Annotated in this window: 18 protein-coding genes; 11 read left to right on the top strand and 7 right to left on the bottom strand. The window is 64.1% G+C overall.

All coding sequences use genetic code 11. The annotated features are described in order from the left end of the window. Genes FFS21_RS24880 through FFS21_RS24860 form a run of 5 tightly spaced genes read right to left on the bottom strand, consistent with a single transcriptional unit; the run spans position 1 to position 5,632 of the window. A complete protein-coding gene (locus tag FFS21_RS24880; protein WP_137927374.1) occupies positions 1 to 630 on the bottom strand; it encodes a hypothetical protein in 630 nt (209 codons plus the stop codon). After that, complete coding sequence (locus FFS21_RS24875) at positions 627 to 1,403, bottom strand: ABC transporter ATP-binding protein (protein WP_137927373.1); 777 nt, start codon at positions 1,401 to 1,403, stop codon at positions 627 to 629. The genes FFS21_RS24880 and FFS21_RS24875 overlap by 4 nt, the downstream gene beginning before the upstream one ends. Then, positions 1,396 to 2,436, bottom strand: coding sequence for a FecCD family ABC transporter permease (locus FFS21_RS24870; protein WP_212745268.1), 1,041 nt, complete (start codon positions 2,434 to 2,436; stop codon positions 1,396 to 1,398). The genes FFS21_RS24875 and FFS21_RS24870 overlap by 8 nt, the downstream gene beginning before the upstream one ends. Next, positions 2,433 to 3,515: an ABC transporter substrate-binding protein gene (locus FFS21_RS24865; RefSeq protein ID WP_137927372.1), complete on the bottom strand. Its 1,083-nt coding sequence runs from the start codon at positions 3,513 to 3,515 to the stop codon at positions 2,433 to 2,435. Before FFS21_RS24865 ends, FFS21_RS24870 begins: the two co-directional genes overlap by 4 nt. Then, positions 3,515 to 5,632 (bottom strand): TonB-dependent receptor, encoded by a 2,118-nt coding sequence (locus FFS21_RS24860; protein WP_137927371.1) that lies wholly within the window; start codon positions 5,630 to 5,632, stop codon positions 3,515 to 3,517. Before FFS21_RS24860 ends, FFS21_RS24865 begins: the two co-directional genes overlap by 1 nt. A gap of 95 nt (positions 5,633 to 5,727) precedes the next feature. Between FFS21_RS24860 and FFS21_RS24855 the strand changes: the two genes are divergently transcribed. Beyond that, positions 5,728 to 6,474, top strand: coding sequence for a Crp/Fnr family transcriptional regulator (locus FFS21_RS24855; protein ID WP_160474181.1), 747 nt, complete (start codon positions 5,728 to 5,730; stop codon positions 6,472 to 6,474). On the opposite strand, the gene FFS21_RS24850 is transcribed toward FFS21_RS24855, so the two are convergent. Then, positions 6,447 to 7,064, bottom strand: a complete 618-nt coding sequence (locus FFS21_RS24850) for a TetR/AcrR family transcriptional regulator (protein WP_137927369.1) — start codon at positions 7,062 to 7,064, stop codon at positions 6,447 to 6,449. The two genes, FFS21_RS24855 and FFS21_RS24850, sit on opposite strands and share 28 nt — an antisense overlap. Positions 7,065 to 7,176: 112 nt before the next feature. Between FFS21_RS24850 and FFS21_RS24845 the strand changes: the two genes are divergently transcribed. From FFS21_RS24845 to FFS21_RS24805, 9 genes are read left to right on the top strand one after another with little or no spacing between them, the layout of a single operon-like run. Further along, on the top strand, positions 7,177 to 8,469 hold the full coding sequence (locus FFS21_RS24845) for an NAD(P)/FAD-dependent oxidoreductase (RefSeq protein ID WP_137927368.1): 1,293 nt from the start codon (positions 7,177 to 7,179) through the stop codon (positions 8,467 to 8,469). Next, a complete protein-coding gene (locus tag FFS21_RS24840) occupies positions 8,466 to 9,260 on the top strand; it encodes a DUF1365 domain-containing protein (protein ID WP_137927367.1) in 795 nt (264 codons plus the stop codon). The genes FFS21_RS24845 and FFS21_RS24840 overlap by 4 nt, the downstream gene beginning before the upstream one ends. After that, positions 9,257 to 10,495: an SAM-dependent methyltransferase gene (locus FFS21_RS24835; protein ID WP_137927366.1), complete on the top strand. Its 1,239-nt coding sequence runs from the start codon at positions 9,257 to 9,259 to the stop codon at positions 10,493 to 10,495. Before FFS21_RS24840 ends, FFS21_RS24835 begins: the two co-directional genes overlap by 4 nt. Position 10,496: 1 nt before the next feature. Next, complete coding sequence (locus FFS21_RS24830) at positions 10,497 to 11,030, top strand: chalcone isomerase family protein (protein ID WP_137927365.1); 534 nt, start codon at positions 10,497 to 10,499, stop codon at positions 11,028 to 11,030. Further along, the gene (locus FFS21_RS24825) at positions 11,027 to 12,292 is read left to right on the top strand and encodes an MFS transporter (RefSeq protein WP_137927364.1); all 1,266 of its coding nucleotides are present in this window, start codon (positions 11,027 to 11,029) and stop codon (positions 12,290 to 12,292) included. The genes FFS21_RS24830 and FFS21_RS24825 overlap by 4 nt, the downstream gene beginning before the upstream one ends. After that, a complete protein-coding gene (locus tag FFS21_RS24820) occupies positions 12,289 to 12,825 on the top strand; it encodes a DUF3833 domain-containing protein (RefSeq protein WP_137927363.1) in 537 nt (178 codons plus the stop codon). The genes FFS21_RS24825 and FFS21_RS24820 overlap by 4 nt, the downstream gene beginning before the upstream one ends. Positions 12,826 to 12,840: 15 nt before the next feature. Next, positions 12,841 to 13,632 (top strand): SDR family NAD(P)-dependent oxidoreductase, encoded by a 792-nt coding sequence (locus tag FFS21_RS24815; RefSeq protein WP_137927362.1) that lies wholly within the window; start codon positions 12,841 to 12,843, stop codon positions 13,630 to 13,632. 19 nt (positions 13,633 to 13,651) lie between these two features. Further along, positions 13,652 to 14,095, top strand: coding sequence for a nuclear transport factor 2 family protein (locus FFS21_RS24810; protein ID WP_137927361.1), 444 nt, complete (start codon positions 13,652 to 13,654; stop codon positions 14,093 to 14,095). After that, a complete protein-coding gene (locus FFS21_RS24805) occupies positions 14,092 to 15,000 on the top strand; it encodes an alpha/beta hydrolase (protein WP_349304724.1) in 909 nt (302 codons plus the stop codon). The genes FFS21_RS24810 and FFS21_RS24805 overlap by 4 nt, the downstream gene beginning before the upstream one ends. Positions 15,001 to 15,021: 21 nt before the next feature. Here the strand turns inward: FFS21_RS24805 and FFS21_RS24800 are convergent, their stop codons facing one another. Then, on the bottom strand, positions 15,022 to 15,864 hold the full coding sequence (locus FFS21_RS24800) for an EamA family transporter (protein ID WP_137927360.1): 843 nt from the start codon (positions 15,862 to 15,864) through the stop codon (positions 15,022 to 15,024). A gap of 107 nt (positions 15,865 to 15,971) precedes the next feature. On the opposite strand from FFS21_RS24800, the gene FFS21_RS24795 reads away from it, so the two are divergent. Next, a partial coding sequence (locus tag FFS21_RS24795; RefSeq protein WP_137927359.1) for a LysR substrate-binding domain-containing protein occupies positions 15,972 to 16,779 on the top strand: 808 nt, incomplete at its 3' end.

Raw genomic sequence — 16,779 nt, 5'->3', positions numbered from 1 at the left:
CTACTCCTCTTCCTTGCCAAGCACTGCCGGTGCGCCGGCCTCGATCCAGTCAAGAAGCTGCGGTGCGATGCGCGCGGCGCTGGTCTGATCCGCCGCGTACATCCAGCAACTGTTGCCACCGTGCATGAAGATTTGTCCACCGCGCGGGCGTTGCCACACCCAGTCCAGCGGCGACCCATCGCGCTGCAGGCGATGCAGCACCACGGCATCGGGCGGCGCGGGATTGGCGCCGCGTCCATAGAAGCCCGCTACCCCGCGCCGGAAGCTCAGGTCGTCGCAGGACACGCCGTCAAACACTGGATGCGGATGTACGCGCTCGACGATCAGGTCCTTGACGCCCCGGCCCGCCGCTACGCGGAATGGCTCCAGTTCGTCGAAGATGGGATAGACCAGATGGCCGTTGAACACCACGGTGCCCCCGGCATCGAGATGGGCGCGCAGCGCGGCGCGATGGTGCATCATGGCGCGCTGGTCGATGTGTGCCTCGATCAGGATGGCCGTGCGCTCGCGGAAATCCTCGGCGGATAGCTCGCGCAAAGAGCGCGACGCCATGGCGCGCGATTTCAACAGCCCAAGGAACGCAGGCATCTCGTGTGAGACGGCGCGGATATGCAGGACGTTATGCGTCACGATGACTCCAGTTTCTCCACTGTGGAATGCGAAAACACCGGCACTGCCGTGCCGGCGCGGGGAAGCGCGTCCAGTCTCACGCGGCGTACCGGCACGCGATACAAGCGCGACAACGCGGCTTCATCCATGATGCGGTCGGGTGCCCCCGAGGCATGCTGGCCATCGGCGAACAGCAGCACGGCATGGCTGGCGAATTCCAGTGCGTGCTGTGGCGCATGCGTACTGAACATGATGGTGATGCCGGTGGCAGCCAGTTCCGCCAGCAAACGCAATGTCAGTGACTGGTTGTGCCAGTCCATGGCAGCACAGGGTTCATCGAGCAGCAGCACATCGGCCTCCGCTGCCAACGCGCGTGCCAGCACGATCAACTGGCGTTCACCACCCGATAGCGAGAGAAAGGCGCGATCGGCCAGATGCCCGGCTTCGACACGTTCCAGCGCGGCACGGGCAGCGGCATAGTCTGCGCGCCCCGGTGCACGCAGCATCGAGATGCCCCCGGCGCGGCCCAGCAGCACCATTTCCAGCGCGCCGATGGGCAAGGCGGGATGCACTTCCTGCGGCACAAATCCCATGCGCCCCGTCGGGTGTACTTGTCCCGCAGCCGGTGCAAGATGTCCCGCAAGAATCTTGAGAAGCGTCGATTTGCCCGCGCCATTCGCGCCCATCAGCGCACACAAGGCGCCACGCGGAAGCTGCAGCGAGAAATCACTGAGCACGGAGCGCGCGCCATAGCGATGACCAATGCCACTGCACTGCAAGGCGATCTCAGTCATGCGCACTCCTTCCCAGCCGGCGAATCAGGAATGCGAACAATGGCGCGCCGAATAGCGCAGTGAGTGCCCCCAGCGGAATCTCCATCTGCGTGAGCGTGCGCGCCAGCGTATCGACGATCACGAGATAGGCAGCGCCCGCCAGCACGGTATTGACCAGAAAGTGCCGATGGTCGCCGCCGCAACTCATGCGCACCAGATGCGGCACCACGAGCCCCACCCAGCCCACCACGCCACACACGGCCACACTGGATGCGGCGATGACGCCTACCGCCAGCAGCGCCAGCACGCGCACACGTCGCACGGGCACGCCGAGGCTGCGCGCATCGGCATCGCCCACGGCCAGCGCCATCAGGTGGAAGCGCATGCCATACAACAGCAACAGGCTCAGGCCGATGCATGGCAATGTGAGCCAAAGCCGGGGATAGTCTGCGGCAGCCAGGCTGCCCATCAGCCAGAAGACGATGGCCGGTAGCTGGTTCTGCGGATCGGCCATCACCTTGATCAGCGAGACACCCGACGCAAACACCGCATTGACCACGATGCCGGCCAGTACCAGCAACACCGTGCCGCCGCCTTCGCCCTTGCGCGCACCGGCGAGCCAGTACACCGCGAGCAGCGACAGCAAACCCCAGAGCAGCGCACCGGTGACAACAGGCCAGCCATCGCCCAGCCACAGCAACGCGAGCACGCCACCAAACGCTGCGCCGGACGATACGCCCAGCAATTGCGGCTCGGCCAGCGGGTTGCGAAACAGCGCCTGCAGCGCCGCGCCCGCGCCCGCCAACCCCGCGCCGACCACGGCAGCCAGCAAGACGCGCGGCAGGCGCACGCCCTGCACCACGTTCTGCTGCAGCGGACTCCAGTCACCCTCGCCCAGTAGCGGCGCCGCAAGAATGCGCAGCACGGTGCCCGGTGCAATGGCGTAGCGGCCTGCGGCCATCGCCAGCACACCAACGACCGGCAGAGCGATGGCCAGGATCAGCGTGGAAGGTGTGAAGCGAAAAACAGGGCGAAATATGGAACGAGACGTCACGGCTTCGTCTCCTTGCCGAACAGCGTGCGGTAATGCGCACTGTCGCCATTGATGCCGAGCTTGAGCAGGTCATCGGTATCGCGTTCGCTCAACGTGTAGCCGTAAAGCATGCGATAGGCTTCGCTCACGCGCACCCTGAAACCCGGCACGGCACGTTGCGGATGGAACAGGCTGGACAACCAGTCCAGTGTCAGCGGTGTTTCCTGGCTGGGCGGGTCCCAGCGGAAACCGCCGTGCGGATAGCTGTAGATGCGCCTGTCACGCACTGCTGCCAAGCCTTGCAATCGCGGATCGCGATAGAGATCGGCGGGTGCGAGTCCCGGCTCGAAATTGTTCAGCAGCACGATCTGTGGATTCCAGGCCAGCAACTGCTCGGCATCGATCTGCGCGAAGCCGGGCACGCCGGCCGCGACATTGATGCCACCGGACAGGCGGATATCGCCATCCATGCTCGCGCCCTTGCCCGCCGCGCGCAAACCCGAACGCGCGCGCTGCAGGTAGACCACACGGGGCCGCTCCGCATCGGGGATGGAAGCCGCCCGCTTGCCAGTGGCCGCTCGGCTCGCCTCGAACCACTGTGCAAGGGTTTCGCCGCGCCCGGTCTTGCCCAGCGCTGCGCCTACCAATCGCAGCCAACCCGCGGCCAGACTGCTATCGCCATAACGCAACGTCACCACGGGCAGGCCGAGGCCGCGGATCGGACGCACGATATCGTCGCCACGATCCCCCCACTGGATCACCAAGTCTGCACGTGTGGCAGCGAGTGCCTCCACATTCGGCACGAAGCCTTCACCCGACACCTGCGTGGGCAACCGCGCCGCCTCGGGGAACATGCGTCCCAGCATGCCGAGTTCGAAGTCCGCGCGGCTGGCACCGTGCATGCCTGCGAGACGCGCCGCGCTACCATCCACCGCCATGACCATCGAGGCAATCGGAATCGGAATGACGGCCACGCGCTCGACACGTTCCGGAATCGATACGGTGCGGCCCAACTGGTCCACGACGCTGCCCGCGTGGGTGTTCGATATCGCGCCCAGCAGCAACGCCGACGATACGCGCAAGTATCCGAGCGAGCGCATCAATACGTCCCCACCAGCTTGAGCACCACGGACCGTCCCGGCTCCACCAGCGGATTGCCCACCAGCGTGTTCGGATACGACAGGTTCTCCGTCACCGTGGGATTGCGGCCCACCTTGTTGAACACGTTCTCCACACCAGCCAGCAGCTTCCAGTCGCGCCATTCGCTACCGAGCAGGCGATCCACATCCATGCCGAAGAGCAGGTCGACCATCGTGTAGCCGGGTGTGCGGCGCTCCTGCGTCGGGTCGATGTTGCGCTTGGCCTGGAAGGCGCGGATCACGCCTTCACCATGCCAGCCCTTGCCGTCGTAGCGCAGCGAGGCATTGGCGGTCAGTGGCGCCACGTATGGCAGAGGCTCGCCGTTGATATCGTTCCGCGCATGCGTATAGGTGGCAGAGAGCCCCGCACTCCACTGTTGCGTGATGCGCGCGCGCCCTTCCAGTTCGATACCGCGGATCGTGGCTTTGCCCAGGTTCTGCCGTTGGAACAAGTTGGGTCCCACGCGACGCGGTGTGATCAGGTCCGTGTACTTGCTCTGGTAAGCGGTCAACCGAGACCAGCTACGACGGCCATACCAGCGCAACCCCATCTCGGCGGTCAGGTTGGTCTCGGGCGAAAGATCGGGCGATGGCAGCATGGGCTGCGTGCCCGCGATGCTGGCAATCGTCAGGTTCATGCCCGATGGCGCGCGAAAGCCCCGGCTCAAATTGCCCACCACTTGCCATGCGGGCGCGAACTGGTAGATCGCACCAATGCCACCGGTTACCGCGTAGTGGCGCGGCGAAGTCTTGCCTTCGTATGCCCGTGTGAGCGCGGGAGCTTCGTTGGGAATCGCGTCGCCGATGCGCACATCCACGATGTCGCCGCGCAGCGATCCGGACAGCGTCCAGTTCTCGCCAACGTGCCAGTTGTCGTGGATGAACAGGCCCACATTGGTCTGGTCCGCGCCGCGCTCCATCTGCCGCCAGCCGGTGCTGCCGATCAATGCGCCCGTGCTGTTGCGGTAGCGCTGCACATTGTTGACGCGGCCATCGAAGCTCTCGTTGAAGAAGTCGCCGCCGAAACTCAACGAATGGCTGCCGAGCCGCTTCATTGCCGTGACGTGGCCGCCCCATACCGTGGGCGTGTAGACCTTGATGTGGTTGTACACCGTCACCGCAGGCGACCTGCTGTTGCGTTGATAGATATCGGTATCGAAATCGCGCACGTAGACGCTGGCGTCGAGGCTGTCGATCCACGTGGCGACACGGCGTCCTTCATAGGCCAGCCGCACATAGCGTTCGATGATCGGGTCTTCGCGCACGCTCAGATACGGTTCGCCCGGCGCCGCGCCCAGGCCGCCCGCCCGCTTGCTGACCACGCGCTGGTAGCGCCCGGACAACTCCCAGCGCGAATCGGCGCTTGGTGAGAAGCCCACCGCCATATCCGCACCCGTCGCATTGAACCCGCTATTCAGCGCATCGCCGATGGGGGTGGAGTAATCGCCCGCGTCGCGATGATTGATGCCGAGCATGACGTCGAAGCCCTTGCCGCCGCCAAGCAGTTCGGCACGCCCGCCCACCATGTTGTTGACACTGTTCCACTCCACGGCGCGGATCTTCGGCTTCAGCGAAAACGGTTGATCCCGTTCGACCTTGGCACGGCGCGTCACGATGTTGACCACGCCTGCCATGGCATCGGAGCCATAGATCGACGACGCCGGTCCCCGGATGACCTCGATGCGCTCCACCGAGTTGGGATCGATCATGTTGTATTCGAGCGTGCTGCGGCCCCGGTAACGGTCGCCGTCGATGGCCATGATCGAGCGGCCGGAGTTGGTGTTGAAGCCGCGCATCACCAACTGCCCACCGAGTCCGCCCGTGCGCGCAAAGGCGAGGCCGGGCACATCGGCCAGCATCCCCTGGATGCCGCCGCTGCCTACGCGATCCTGAATCTCCTCGCCGGAGATGACCGTCACCGCGCGCGGCGTTTCCTCGATGGAATCGGCCGTGCGCGTCGCGCTCACGGTCACGCCCTGCAATTCATGAACTTTGCCATCCTCCGCCGCCGCGCTCACGCACGGCCAGCCCAGCGCCAGGACACTGCCTGCACCGCAGGCTACAAAATGACGTAACACATTGACCTCCCCGAGGGTGGTCCTCTTGTCAGAGGCCCACGTTTTCGCGAATGATTATCATTTGCGAATTATTCGGATCTCGGGGTCAATCACCAATGAGAAATATCAAGACAGCGCGGATGAACGTGGAAGCGGTGCAGGTCATGCTCGCCAGCCATCCGTTATGGAGCCAGACGATACCGATCGAGCCACTGCTTGCGGACGCTTCGATCACGGCGCTGCAGAAAGGGGATTGCGTATTCCGGCAGGGCCAGCGCGCGGACTACTGGTATCTGGTCATGTGCGGCCGCATCGATACGCTGCGCATCGGGATCGATGGCGAGGACAGAATCCTCCACCACGCGTTGCCGGGCCAGTGGCTGGCGCCCATCGTCATGTTCATGCCGCATCGGACGTATCCGGTCGAGGCGCGTGCGGCAGAAGACAGCACGTTGTGCCGCTTCGGACGAGACAATCTCCACCAAACGTGTCTCGACCATCCCCAGCTTGCGCTATGCATGCTCGCGCTGGCGGCCGATGTCCTGCATCAACGCATCGACGATGTGGACACGCTGGCCAGCACCAGCGCCGCGCAGCGTCTGGCCGCCTACCTGCTGAAGCTGGCGAACAAGACCGGCATGCGCGTCGAATTTCCGCTGAGCCAGCGCCAGTTGGCTGCCAAGCTCGGGATACGCGCAGAAACGTTGAACCGGTTGCTTGCCGACTGGCAGAAGCTCGGCTATCTGGAAGGACGCGGCCGGGCCTGGCGTATCACGACGCCGCGCGCGTTGGAGACGTTGGCCGGCAATGTGGCCTGCCCGGCGGATGGAACGGCTCAGGCCCTCTCTGCCCCTATCCCCTGAAAACACACATCGAGCATGCGACTGACGATGGTGGCATCGTCGAGCTTGCCGTAGACGCGCAGATACTCCACCGCCGGGTCGCAGGTGCGCGCGTAGTAGCTGAACAGGATCACGTCGTCCGGCAGGTCACTGTTCAGGTCGCCGGCTTTCTTGGCCTCGACAACCATCCCCTTTAATCGCCCGTTCAACTTGAGCACCCGCGCCACATAGGGCAGATTGCGCAGCAGCATGTCGCGCACGGCGGGGCTGGTCGATGGGAGAAAGGGCAACCCGCCCTGGAGCCGCACAGTCAGCGCCCACTCCAGCAGCGCGCGCAGGCGTCCCATCGCGGTGAGGTCATCGGGCAGCGCATCGAGGAATGCCAGCGCGCCGTCGATCAGGCGGATCATTGCCGCCCCCACCAGTTCGCCCTTCGATTTGAAATGCTTGTAGAGACTGGGCTTGGAAATACCGACCTCGCCGGCCACGTCGTCCATGGTCATCAGGTCGAACCCCTTTCCCGCGAGAATGCGGGTCGCCGCGTCGAGGATCGCGTCCTCACGCAACTGGAATGCCTGGTCCTTGAAACTGAGCCTGCCGAAAATACTCATTAGTAAATCTCGCTACTATGTAGTAGTCTTATTTCCGAAACGGTAGCGTCCATCTTAGCACCGGCTGCGAAAAACGCACTGCCAAAGCAAGAAATCACCGGGAGCACGGGTCGTGAATGCATCTTTCGGCACCTCAATTGGACTTCGCATCGCCGTGATCGGCGCCGGCGTTTCGGGGCTGGCCAGTGCGTGGCTGCTTGCCCGTCGGCACCGCGTCACGTTGTTCGAGTCGGGCGATTATCTCGGCGGCCACACCAATACCGTCGACGTCACGCTGGATGGACAGACCAGTCCGGTCGATACCGGCTTTCTGGTGTTCAACGACCGCACCTACCCCAACCTGATTGCGATGTTCGACGAACTGGGCGTGGCGTCGCGTCCCAGCGATATGTCGTTCTCGGTGTCGATGGACCACGGGCGCGTGGAATGGGCCGGCACCAGTCTCAACACGGTGTTCGCGCAGCGTCGCAATGCGTTCTCGCCAACGTTCCTCGGCATGCTGCGCGATATCGTGCGCTTCAACGGCGCCGCGCCGCGCAACCTTGTGCATGCGGATCACAGTGGTTGCTCGCTGGGCGAACTGCTCACCATCGGCAACTACGGCCAGCCTTTCCGCCAGCACTACCTGCTGCCGATGGCCGCCGCGATCTGGTCGTGTGCCACCGCCGATGTCTTGCGCTTTCCCGCCGCCACGTTCCTGCGCTTCTGCATCAATCACGCGCTGCTGCAGATCACCAATCGTCCGCAATGGCGCACGGTGTCCGGTGGCGGACGCGAGTATGTCCGCCGCATTGCTGCACAACTCGACGATGTGCGCCTGCGCACTGCAGTGCGTGCCGTGCGGCGCGATGACGACGGCGTCAATGTCATGACCGACGATGGCACGGAGCGTTTCGATGCCATCGTCATGGCAACCCATGCGCCTGACACGCTGCACATGCTGGCGGATGCCAGCGATGCCGAACGAGATCTGCTGGGCGCGGTACGCTACGGGCCGAACGTCGCCATCCTCCACACCGATCCCACGTTGCTGCCGCGCCGCCCCCGCGTATGGTCGGCGTGGAACTATCTCGGTGGGCAGCGCGCCGATATGTCGCGTGCGGTATGTGTAAGCTATCTGGTCAATCAGCTTCAGCCGCTGCCATTCCGCACACCGGTCGTGGTCACGCTCAACGCGTTCCGCGAACCTGCGCCCGGCACCGAGCTGCGTCGCTTCACGTATCAGCATCCACTGTTCGACCTGCGCGCCATTGCTGCGCAGCAGGCACTGCCCGCGCTGCAGGGAAGCCGCCGCACGTGGTATGCCGGGGCATGGACGGGTTATGGCTTCCATGAAGATGGCCTGAAGTCCGCGCTGCGCGTGGTGCGCGATTTCGGTGCATTGCCAACCTGGGCCCGGCTATGAATCCCAACGCCTGGCTACTGCAGTGTCGCGTCATGCATGATCGCCTGCGGCCGGTGCGGCACCGCTTTGTGTATCCCGTGTTCTGCCTGCGGCTGAACGTCGATGCACTCGCTCAACTCAACCGCTGGTGGTTTGGCATCGACCGTGCAGGCATCGTCAGCCTGCGCACACAGGACTACGGCGCGCGCGACGGGAGCGACCTGTCCACGTGGATGCGTGCGCGACTGCGCGCGGCGGATCTTCCCGACGATGGCGAGATCTGGCTGCAAACGTTCCCACGCCTGTTCGGCTACGCCTTCAATCCAGTGAGCTTCTGGTTCTGCCATGACCGCGACGGCAACCTGCGCGCCCTGGTAGCGGAAGTCAACAACACCTTTGGCGGGCGCCACACCTATCTGGTGACCGCACCCGACCTCGGACCCATCCATGACCGGACGGTACTGGCCACGCGCAAGCTGCTGCATGTATCACCCTTCAACGATGTGCGCGGCCATTACGCGATGCACGTGCGGGAGTCGGGCACCACGTCTTTCGTCGGCATCGACTATCTCGACGATGCCGGCATGCTGCTTCGCACTGCAATCAGTGGACACAAGCAGCCCCTGACAGGCACAACGATGCTGCACGCCTTGCTGCGCCAGCCGTGGCTCACGCTGTCGGTGACGCTGCGCATCCACTGGCAGGCATTGCGACTCTGGATGCGTGGCGTGCCCTTCCACGGCAAGCGGCCGCCCGCCGATGTATCGCCTTCTCCCGCTACGGAATCGCCTCTCGACGATATTCGCCCATGATCCGCTCCGCGTTCAGCCTTCGTACCTTGTCCCCGTGGTCCCGTTCGGCATCGGCAGAGATTCCCGTGGCGGGCCGCGTGTTCCTGGCCACACTGGCGCGCGTGAAGGTGGGCCATATCGTGCTGACGCTGCCGGACGGCGCGGAAAGGATCTTCGGAGATCCCCACGCGTCGCCGGGCGCTCGGCTGACACTGCGCGACTGGCGCGCCTGCGAGCGGATACTGCGCGCAGGCGATATCGGCTTTGCCGAGGCGTGGCGCGATCAGTGGGTAGACAGCCCCGATGTCACCGCGCTATTGCGTCTCGCCCTTCGCAACGAGTCCGCGCTGCCGCGCACCATCGCCGGCACATGGCTGTCGCGCCGCTGGTATCAGTTGCGGCATCTGCTGCGCAAGAACACGCGCGATGGCAGCCGCCGGAACATCCACGCGCACTATGACCTCGGCAATGATTTCTATGCGCTGTGGCTCGACGACACCTGGTCGTACTCCGCCGCATGGTTCGCAGGCGATGTCGATCAACCCTTGCACGATGCGCAGGAAGCCAAGTACGCGCACATCTTCGACACATTGAAATTGCAGCCCGGCATGCGCGTACTGGAAGTTGGCTGCGGCTGGGGCGGATTCGCATTGCATGCGGCGCGACGCGGCGTGAACGTCCATGGCATCACGATATCGCCTGCGCAACTCGCACGGGCGCAGGAACGTGTCAGGCAAGCCGGCATGGAAGATCGTGTCTCGCTGGCACTGTGCGACTATCGCGATCTCGATGGCAGCTACGACGCCATCGTGTCCATCGAGATGTTCGAAGCGGTGGGCGAAGCCTACTGGCGCACCTATTTCGACACGCTGTACGCGCGCCTGCGTCCGGGCGGTCAGATACTGGTGCAGTCGATCACCATGGCCGAGCATCGTATCGACGCCTACCGCGCCAGCAGCGACTTCATCCGCGAATTCATCTTTCCCGGAGGCATGTTGCCCAGCCCCGGACATTTTTCGCGCGCGGCGGGCCGATCCGGGTTGGCGGTCAGCATTGTGCTCGCGTTCGGCCATGACTATGCCGAGACACTGCGACGCTGGCGCCAGCAGTTCATGTCACGTCGCGACGAGGTGATGGCGCAAGGCTTTGATGAAGCATTCGTGCGGCTGTGGCATCTGTACCTGTGCTACTGCGAGGCCAGCTTCGACGAAGACCGTACGGACGTGATGCAGTTCCTGCTCACGCGCGAGGTCTAGCATGCGACGCGCGCCGCTCGCTCCAGCCCTGGCGATGATCTTGATGATCGTCTCGCTTGGCTGCGCAGCAGCGGAAGGCTGGCGCACGGCCTTGCCGCAGGCACAGCTCAGCGGCGAGGGCGAGTATCGCTGGTTCGGCCTGCGTCTCTATACTGCGCAACTGTGGTCCCCGCATCTGCCGCCGAACATCGACGCACCGTTTGCGCTGCAGGTCACGTACGCACGCGCCTTCACTGCACAGCGGCTGGTGGATACCAGCATCGAGGAAATTCGACGCATCCATCGTCCGAATGTCACCGCCGCCACGCTCGAACGCTGGCGCGAGGCATTACAGAAAGTCTTCGTGGATGTCCGTGCCGGTGACAGCCTGACCGGCGTCTACCTGCCCGGCGAAGGTGTGCGCTTCTTCGCCAACGATCGCGCAACGGGGCAGATCGATGACGCGGCGCTCGCCCGCGCCTTCTTTGCCATCTGGCTTGATCCCGCCACCCGTGCGCCGGCCTTGCGATTGAAGTTGCTGGGGCAGACAGAATGACCGCGCCCGGCAACTTTCCATTGGCCGCCTATGGTGCGCTCGGCCTGCCGCTGGCAATGGCCGCATTGCCTATCTACGTGCAAGCCCCCGCCTACTACACCACGCGACTGGGCATGTCGCTCTCGCTGGCCGGCGTGGTCATGTTTGCCGCACGTCTCATCGATACCGCGCAGGACCCGTTGCTCGGCCGATGGATAGACAAACTCGTGCCACGCGGACGTCTGCTGCCCGCCATGTGGCTGGGCGCCATACTGCTTGGCGTAGCGTTCGCGGCGTTATGGTTGCCGCCGGTCTCCGGCGATACGTGGCTCGCCCTCTGGCTGGCAGGCGCACTCGTGATGGTCTACATCGGACACAGCCTGCTCAACGTCGCGTATCTGGCGTGGGGTGCGCGGCTCGCCAACGACAAGCCAACACTTACGCGCGCCGCCGCATGGCGCGAAGGCGCGGGACTCGTCGGCGTGCTGCTTGCCAGTGCCCTGCCCGCGTGGCTGCTGTCTGCGCCAGACGCTGTACCCCGCACGGCCATGACGATATTCGCGATGTTGTTCGCCATGCTGCTGATATGCGCGCTATGGATGCTCATCCGTTTCAGCCCCACATGGCGCGGCGTGTCCTGCCCGACGCCGATGCCATGGCGCACTTTGATGGCGAATCACGCATTCCGTGCGCTGCTGCTGCCGTATTTCCTGAACGGCCTGTCGATTGCCATCGCCGCCACGCTCGCCGTCTTCTTCATCGAGGATCGGCTGGGCGAGCCGCGCGCGGTGGCACCGAGCCTGACGCTCTATTTCCTCGCAGGCGCGGTTGGGCTACCGGGCTGGGTATGGATTGCCGGACGCCTCGGTGCCATCCAGACATGGCGCATCGCGATGCTGCCCGCCGTGCTGGCGTTCGTCTGGGCCGGACTGCTCGGTCCCGGTGACACGTTGCCATTCCTCATCATCTGCGCGCTGTCCGGACTCAGCCTCGGCGCCGATCTCGCATTGCCTCCCGTGCTGCTGGCCGAGCGGATTCCGGCCAGCGAAGGCCCTGCGGCTTACTACGGCGTATGGACCTTGCTCGGCAAACTCTGCCTGGCGATTGCGGGCCTCACCCTGCCCATACTCGCCGCACTCGGCTATCAACCCGGCGCACTCGCCACCGGCTCAGGCGGACTCGCGCTGGCGTGGATGTATGCCGGCGTGCCTTGCCTCCTGAAGTTATGTGCGATGGCGAGCCTGACAGCCTGCCGCCGCGCCTCACCGGAGGTGTCGTCATGACATATCTTCGTCGCTGGATGGCAATCGGTATCGTGATGCTGTGCGCGGCCTGCTCTGCGCCGGACGTCTCGCACTACGCGGATCAACGCCCCCCGCTCGATGTGCCAACGTTCTTCCGTGGCAAGACCGAGGCATGGGGCATGTTCCAGAAACGCAGCGGCGAGATCGTCAAACGCTTCCACGTCGATCTGGAAGGCCGCGAACAGGATGGCCGCTTCGTGCTGGAAGAGGACTTCCGCTACAGCGACGGCACCACGCAACATCGCACCTGGACGCTGACGCGTGCCGCCGATGGCAGTTGGCGAGGCACCGCGCCGGACGTCGTAGGCGAGGCCACGGGCCACGCGAGCGGCAACGTGCTGCAGTGGAAGTACACGCTGCAATTGCCCGTGGATGGCAAGACCTATGACGTGCAGTTCGACGACTGGATGGTGCTGGTGGACGAGCGCACGATGATCAATCGTGCGCGTGTGAAGAAGTTCGGATTCGAAGTGGGCGAGGTGACGGTGTTCTTCCGCCGGCCCGCTCCCTGACGTTCGGAAACGATCATGCCCACCTTCGGCCTGAACCTGAACCCTCGCCTGACCGACTGGACCGGCCAGCGCGTCTGGCTGGTGGGCGCCTCCAGCGGCATCGGTGCGGCACTCGCACAGGCGCTGCTGGTGAAGGGTGCGAACGTCGCGGTTTCGGCACGGCGCGCGGAGACGTTGGCGACGGTGATCGACGGCTATCCCCGTGGCGTCGCCATGCCGATGGATGCGAGCCACCCGCAAGACTGGATCGCGACGCACACCACGTTGCGCGAGATGTGGCAGGACGTGGACGTGGTGATCTTCTGTGCGGCGGAATATCGCCCGCTACGGCCCTGGGATGTCACCGCCGACGAAGCGCGTCGCACCATCGAGACCAATCTCGGCAGCGTCTACTATGGAATGTCCGCTGTGCTGCCATCGATGCTGTCGCGCGGCACCGGCGGACTGGTGCTGCTTGCCAGTGTGGCCGGCTATATGGGGCTGCCCAACGCCACCGTCTACGGACCCACCAAAGCGGCGCTGATCAACCTCGCCGAGCTGCTTTATGCAGAACTGCATCCACGCGGGCTTGGCGTCTATCTGGTCAATCCGGGATTCGTCAAAACACGTCTCACGGCACGCAACGATTTCCCCATGCCGTCGCTGCAAAGCGCGGAAGAGGCGGCCAGCGCGATACTCTCCGGCCTGGCGCGCGGCCGCTTCGAAATTGCCTTTCCCACTATGTTCACGCGTGCGATGCGGCTGGCCAGCATGCTGCCCTACGGCCTGCGCCTCACATTGCTGAAACGCCTGATGAAAGCCACCTGATAAAACCAATGCGCCCACCATGACCACTGCCACCGTTCATCCCGGCACCTTGTCGGCCCTGCTGGACTGGTACGCCACGCTCACACCGGAATCGCTGGATGCGCTTGACCGCTTCTACGCACCGCAAGCGCACTTCCGCGATCCCTTCAACGATGTGCGCGGCCATGCCGCCATCCGCGCGGTGTTCGAGCATATGTTCGAAGCCATCGTCGATCCGCGCTTCCTCATCGACAGGAAGTTGATGGGAGACCGCGAAGGATTTGCCACATGGACCTTTACGGGTGCGATACAGGGCCGACGATTCTCGGTGCCCGGCAGCTCGCATCTCCGCTTCGGCGACGACGGCCGCGTCAGCGATCATCAGGACTACTGGGACGCCGCAGCATTGTGGCGCCATCTGTCGCTGATCGGCCCGCCCGTCGCCTGGTTGCAGCGACGCTTTGCCACGCCACTCCCCCGATGAGCATGATGAATGCGATCCACGCGATGACATTGCTGCGAAGCGGATGGCGAGTCTTGCAACTCGTGCCCTTGCTGGCGCTCGGTGCATGCAGCACGATGGATGCGCTCAATGCGCTCACCTCCGACGCCGCCTACACGCGCCATGCCGATGTGCCATATGGCGATGGCCCGCGCGCACGTCTCGATGTGTACGTGCCGAAGCAACCCGCTTGCGGCACCACTGCGCCCGTGGTGGTGTTCTTCTACGGCGGCACCTGGAATAGCGGCGAGCGCGCCGACTATCGCTTTGTCGCGGCCAACCTCGCGCGACACGGCATCCTGACGATCATCCCGGACTATCGCCTCTACCCGGAAGTCACGTACCCCGACTTCCTGCGCGACAACGCTCGAGCCGTGGCATGGACACTTCAGCATGTGGCCCGCTATCAAGGCGACCCGCAACGCGTTTTCGTCATGGGCCACAGCGCAGGCGGCTACAACGCCGCGATGCTTGCACTCGATGCACGCTGGCTGCACGACGCTGGATCTGACCCATCGACATTGCGCGGCTGGATCGGATTGGCTGGTCCTTACGACTTCCTGCCGATCGTCAATCCCGAAGCGCGACCCGTGTTCCATCATCCGAACTACCCCGCCGGATCGCAACCGATTGACTATGCATCCAGCGCCTCGCCGCCCGCATTTCTCGGCGCCTATAGCGGCGACAAACTGGTGAACCCCCAGCGCAATTCCGCGCAGATGGCGGAGAAACTGCGTGCCGCAGGCGTCCCCGTGACGTATCGCGAATATGGACACCTTTCGCACACGCTGCTGATTGGTGTATTCGCCTCACCGTTGCGCTGGCTTTCGACGGTGAGCGACGATGTGGCCGCGTTCGTTATCGAGCAAGCGAAATGCAAGTCTTGAGCGTGATGTCCTGTTCGACGCTTACAGACCGAGACAGGCCGCACCCGCCGCAACGGCGATGCAGGCGAGCCAGCGCGTCTTGCTGACCGATTCCCGCAGGAACACGCGTCCGATCAGCACGGCGAAGACCACGCTGGTCTCCCGCAACGCAGACACCGCACCCATCGCACCCGACTGCAGCGCCCAGATCACGATGCCGTACGCGGCAACCGACACCAACCCGCCGACCACGGAGCTGATCACGGCTTGCGGCTGCTCGAACATCGGCGTCCACAATGCGGCGCTCCCGCGCTTCGCTACAAACAGCACCGGCATCAGCCAATAGAACATGAACATCCACGAGATATAGCTGAGCGGCTGACCTCCGGACAAGCGCACACCGATGCCATCGATCACGGTATAGAGCGCAATCGTTGCGCCAGTGGCCAGCGCGGTCAGCGCCCCGCTGCGCGACACCTCACGCCCTTGCACCGCAATCGCGATGATGCCGCCCGAGATCATCGCGATGCCGAGCAAGCGCAACGGGCTGATCGCTTCCTGCGCGAACAGTGCCGCGCCCAGCGTCACAAGCAGAGGCGAAGATCCGCGCGCGATGGGATAGGCCAACGCGAGGTCATTGCGCCGATACGACAGCACAAGGCTCACGTTGTAGACGATGTGAACCAGCCCCGATGCAATGAGGTACGGCCACGACGCGCTGGCCGGCAGCGGATTGTTCGCGACGACGACTGTGGCGAACACCGCCATCGCCATGCTCATCCACGTCATCGACAGAAAGCGGTCGCGATTGCCGTGCAGCATCGCGTTCCAACTGGCGTGAAGCACGGCGGCAAGCAGCACGAATCCGGCGGTGTAGCTGAGCATGGGAAGAAACGGGTGGAGGCGAGGAAGACAGGATATCTATCTTGTTCAGGGCCTACAAACCAGATAAATTGCCGAATCGCGTTAGAAAATCTCTCGCACCTGTGCATATGAAACGGCAACTCCCCCCGCTCAATGCCCTGCGCGCCTTCGAGGCCGCTGGCCGACTCGGCAGCTTCAAGGAAGCCGCCGCCGAACTGCACGTGACTCACGGTGCCATCAGCCAGCAGGTTCGACTGCTCGAAACATGGCTCGGTGAAGCCCTCTTTGAGCGACACAATCGTCGCGTGACACTGACTCCCGCCGCCAATGCATACCTCGCGACAATCGGGCCGTTGTTCGAGCAACTCGCACAAGCCACCGCAAGGTTCGGGATCATCGAAACCACCTCGCGAACACTACTGGTCAACGCCTCCGCAACATTCACCTTGCGCTGGCTCGTACCCAGACTCGCAAGGTTCCGCGCCGCACATCCCGATGTCGAAGTCAAAGTGGAAACATCAAACGGCCCGTTGGAGAGCCTCAACGACACGCCCGACGTCATCATCCGCGGCGGCCCCGACACGTTCTACGGCTACTCGACCCACGCCTTCCTGACCGAAGAGCGCGTACCGGTCTGCAGCCCGTCCCTGCTGCAGCGCATACCGCTGCAGTCTCCCGACGACTTGCGCCAACACACGCTGCTGCACACATCGAGCCTTCCCCGTCTCTGGCCCGACTGGCTGGCCCGCGCACGCATCCCCACCCTCCGCCCAGCCGCCGCACTGACCTTCGACCACTTCTACCTGACACTGCAGGCCGCCATCGACGGCATCGGCATCGCCATGGGCCCCACGGCACTCGTCTCCGACGACCTCGTCGCAGGCAGACTTGTCACCCCCTTCGCGGAACCGCGTCTGCCTTCGCGCAGCTATTGCG

This window comes from Cupriavidus sp. 2SB (assembly GCF_005503625.1).
Classification (GTDB): Bacteria; Pseudomonadota; Gammaproteobacteria; order Burkholderiales; family Burkholderiaceae; genus Cupriavidus.
This window is presented reverse-complemented; position numbering and strand designations above follow the sequence as displayed.